2 protein-coding genes are annotated in these 4,937 nt (G+C 29.6%); both read left to right on the top strand.

Going from position 1 to position 4,937, the window contains the following annotated elements:
• Positions 1-1,763: 1,763 nt before the first annotated feature.
• Positions 1,764-3,188 carry a hypothetical protein gene (locus tag WA010_RS10440; protein ID WP_422557054.1) on the top strand — a complete coding sequence of 475 codons (1,425 nt, stop codon included), beginning with the start codon at positions 1,764-1,766 and terminating at the stop codon, positions 3,186-3,188.
• Between the two features lie 189 nt (positions 3,189-3,377).
• Positions 3,378-4,937, top strand: a 1,560-nt coding sequence (locus tag WA010_RS10435; RefSeq protein ID WP_422557053.1) for a hypothetical protein, incomplete at its 3' end; no start/stop codon positions are given.

Here is a 4,937-nt window from a genome sequence, read left to right as displayed (position 1 = left end):
TCTTAAATGATATTAAAAAAAATTTTTATTAAAATGTTTCAATTTTGAGACTTTGCGAATTATTTTTTCTACACCATTTATATTCCCGAGCAACCAGCAAGAATATATTTAAAGTAGAAGAATTACGACACAAATTTTTTTGAAATGAAAATGTTTTTATAAAATAACTAAATTCATTCATCTAATTTTCTTTATCTCATCAAAAAAATGTTAAAGGGTTATACAGCCAATATAATTATTTAGCATCAATTTTGACCACGGGAAGAAGCAAAATTAGAAAAACCATATTTACTTCTTTCTTACCATCAAAGACACCGTATATTAGTTAGAGCAACCAGCAATACTAATTACACCTTCTTTGATACCGAGAAACTAGTAAAAATCAGACGCTAAGAAGAAATAAACTATTTTATTTATGGGATATATTGAACCTAATTTTAAATGATTAGGTAGATTAAGACATTAATAAAGTGTACTACTTATACGCATAAGTAGGAATTTTGAGATTTTTCAATTCAAAAATCTATCGGAAGGAATAAAAAATGTTTGGATAACCGTCTTTATTTGATCACTAAAGATAATTATCTGAAACTTTACAATATTAAGAGATAATAAATTATTTAATTTATCAAAAGAGGTTTCTTTCATGAAGGGAACGCTTGCGAGACATTATATTTTTTATTACTGAAGACCAATAAGGTAAAGTATTAATGTATTTTCTCGAGCAAAGATATGTTACTTATTCTTAATTTTTTCCAAAACAACATCAATAGGTTACTTATTCTCTTGAAGCCTCATAAATTTTGAAACCTTCTGAAATTTATTAAAACATTTTTTGGGGAATGTAAACGTTTATTGAACCCAGATCATGTTAAATGAATCTAAGATAAATTATTTTCCATAGTAAACTTCTAAAAATTAATTTATCTCAAACCTTAAAGCAATTCAAATTTTTTGACTTTATATTTTTCTATCGAGAAAAATAATTGGTTAGAGCAACCAGCAATACTAATTATTTACTTTTGAAGGAAGAACATTGAGAAGAAAAATAATAATATTTTTATTAAATTTTTATCACATCGAAAACGATACTTGGTTAGAGCAACCAGCAATACTGAATATTTAATTTTCGATAACGAGAAGAAATGAAATAAATAATATTTTTTCATTTGAGAGAAACTAATTTCAGCAATTTTATGTTGAAAAATATTAAAAAGTTTATGTACCTAATACATTTGGTAAGAATCATGATATCTGAATATTACTTTACAAAAATTAAATTAACCCTTTTAAAATTTTTAGTAGTATTTGTTAAACTTAAAATAATTGTGCCTAAAGGCCAAGCACGAGACACCTTTTATGAAAACCGTATTTTTTTCGAAAAAGCAGTTTTCCTCTGAAAATTAACGCGCTTTTGTTTGACCAGCAGGACCAATAGTAAAATTACATTTGGATACCATGAAATCCCCAATAGAAAATAAGCCAAACCTCCCCTTGCAAGTACTAATAGTTAGATAGGAGGGGGTGAAAGCCCTTTCAAAAGATTCGCACCTGACGTTATAAGTAAGAGTGTATTCCAATAAGCCCCACCAGTCAATTACTGTTACCTTTCGAGTTAACATTAATTCTGAAAATTTATCTACAAATTTTTCAAACATTTTTACAAATCTTTGTCAAAGGACTTCGTATTTTTTCTCTGACTACCGGGACTTAAAGGAATACGACAACTCAACATAGCATTATAGTTTTCAATTTAACTTATAATGGCTGGTGAGAATATTTTATACTTACTCTTATTTTGTTTAACCTTTATAAGTAGGAGTAATTGTCAATCTGATCAATCGGTATTTATAAAGGGAGGAATACTCTACGAAAAATGTCAAGAGACGCCTGTCAATATTAATCCGCCTACCGCTTTATTTACAAGATATTTAGACTTTTCAACTTTTGAAAACACAATAGTTCAGGCTAAAATTTTCGAAAAATCTTATGAAAATTTTTGCGAAGGCTTAAACGGCAAAATATTGGACAAAATCAAATCTGACATTAAAACAAGATATCAAATTTCTAATAGATATTATTCTTTAGACCGCGCAAAAGGCTATTGCGTAGGTATTAACACTAGATTACCAGAAATACGTGATAATGCAGACCTTAGGGAGCTTACTAGGTTTGCAGAAGATAATGACATCACGCATATAGTTTCAGGTGTAACGCCTGATCCTAGAGGAAAAGTATTTATATTTTCTTCCACAGGACAACAAATTAATTCTGAGAAACCAATGTTTCCACAATTATATTACCTAGACACTAATTTAAAACCTTGTCCTAAAGCATCTCCATATGCTTGGGGTGACCTTAAATGCATAAATAAAAGCATTGACGGCATAGGATTAGCATATGTTAAAGGCATGTCCAATAACTTATGGGATTTAGTTGTTCTAGATGATTCTTTCAAATTAACTACAACTAAGGTTATTTGTGAAAGAATTCCAAATACTAACACGGAAAGTATTCAAGGAGACATGGTCTTACGCATGGCGGCACATGCATGTCAAAGAGACCTCGTAAATGTAGTTCAAACATCAAAGCTTATTACGGACGAAGCTACTAGATTTACGGATATTTCCCTTGATAGGATTGAGGAGAAAGTTAACAATTTAACTTTAAGATATAGGAGAGAAATATCACCCTCATTCGAGACTTTTGGAGATACCTTAATGGACCCAAAATTATTTTGTAAAAGTTTTACTCATGAAAACTATACAACGACAAGCGATAATTTTGAAATTTTATTGGGACAATTAGTTAACTTATCTAAAGCATTAAGTCAAGAATATCAAATTCCCGACGCTTTGATTGCAAGTTATATCAGTTATGAATTGTTAGAGACAGTTAATATTGTCAATTTTGATAACTTTTCTTTAATCTGTAATGATAATAAATTTTTGGAAAATTTAAACTCATTTGATTATACTGACGATATTTCCCGATTAATAGAATTTTTGAAATTAACGAATGATGATTGCAAAAGATGGTATGAACAAGCTCAATCAAACGACTTAACGACAATCTTGGAAAAACATGATGAGTTCTTTCATAAAACTATTCCAATCATTCATTCATTTGTAAATTTAAATTTTAAATTAAATTTATCACCAAACGGCAAAAATTTAACATCTTTTTAAATAGACGCGCAGAAATTCATAGATTTATACGTTTCGACTTTACAAGATATTAAATTTTTCAACACAACAACAGATACATTCACAGATGTATATTTTAATTTCTTAACACAGAAATTCTCACAATCAGTTAGTAAGGACATTATAAACTCAATTATTTCATATAAATATAAAAGAAATAAACGTTTTGCAATGTTACCTTTAATGTTAGGAGGCTTAACCTCAAGTTTAGCTCTTAACGATATATCTGATGGTAGAGCAGCTCTGAGTTTCATAGGCTCAGGCATTTCAGCTTTAACAGGCTTAGTGCATAGGGATGACCTAAAACCCCAATTAGACTTGTTGAAAAATCATTCTGTAGCTATTCAATCATTAGCTATTAACCAAGATGAATTACAGTACGCATATACATCTATGGCAGAAACAATTTCCATTATGGACGATTTTGCTAGAAAATCGGAATTTTCAACAGCTACTATGTTTCAGCAACTAGATCATAAACTAGCCTTACAAAATATTGTTGGAGTAATTCAATCAACTATTTTAAAAACAGCAAGTGTTATGACTAACGCTAATATGCACAAAGCTTCACCCTATCTTTTAAGCAAGAAAGAATTAAAAGACCTAGCAACGGAGTTCAGGAATAGACTAATACCTTTAAGTGATAATTTGAATGATATTTATACACAAACATATTACACAAACAAAAGTATTACTTACAGTCTAAGAATTCCTATTATTAAACAAGAAAATTTATTCAATGTTTATAGAGCTAGCCCTATACCTATTTTTAAGGACGGAAAAGTTTTTAAAGTAGATTTAGACGCAAAATATATAGCTCATTCTGCAGCAAGTAGATCATACTCAATATTAAGTGATAGCGAATATGATTTATGCACTCAATCAAAATATTGCAGAACTACGGATGTTTTAAGACCAATTAATCAAGACACATCTCATTGTGTAATTAATTCTCTAGACCAGGACAAACAACTTTGCCCTATGAATTCAATTGATAATAAGGAACCTTTTTACTACGTTTTTAGTAACAATCTAATTTACAGCGTAGAAGGCCAAAAATTAATTAACCTCATTTGCGAAACCAGAACGGGTTTTAATAAAACACAAATTACCCTTGAAGGTTTTGGCACAGCTAAAATTGCACCAGGATGCAAAGTAATTTTTCCAAATTCTTATGAAATTACAATTCACCCAGAAGCTAAAGCTACAAATTTAGGAGAAGTAAAATTTATGGAAATCCATAAATATGTACCATCTGAAAACGATTATAACTTAATTATCGAGGTAACAAAACCTCCAATTAATATTTATACTCCTAAATTAGACGAGGTTGATACTAACTTCTTTAACCAAATTTTAGACGAAATAGTTAACCCAGTTCAAGTTTTACCAGAAATTTTTAGAGTTCTTATTGCAATCACATGCGTTATAATAATTTTCACAATTTTATGTATGTGTTTTCCAAAAATAGCTCTATGGTTCAAAACATGTATTTTCTGGAAAAACCCTAAAGTATGGTGGACTACGGTTAAAAACTATGACGGAGACTTTAATAAGTTACCTAGAGAAGTTTCAATTCAATTAAAAAAGCGATTTCAAGACTTTGTTCATAATAATTCGAGACCTTCAATTTTATTCGGTTCTCGAGAACGAGTTAATGATCAATCGGTTCAAAGTGCTCAAAATTCAGTCCTTAATTCTTCTTTGAAAAGACAGAATTCAGAATTAACC

This window comes from Sulfuricurvum sp. (assembly GCF_049305995.1).
GTDB lineage: Bacteria > Campylobacterota > Campylobacteria > Campylobacterales > Sulfurimonadaceae > Sulfuricurvum.
The sequence above is the reverse complement of the archived record's forward strand: the minus strand, read 5'-3'. Positions and strand labels throughout refer to the sequence as shown.

Excerpts from the sequence above, each read along its gene's own strand:
- WA010_RS10440 (WP_422557054.1), top strand. The coding sequence starts at position 1,764 with ATGGCTGGTGAGAATATTTTATACTTACTCTTATTTTGTTTAACCTTT.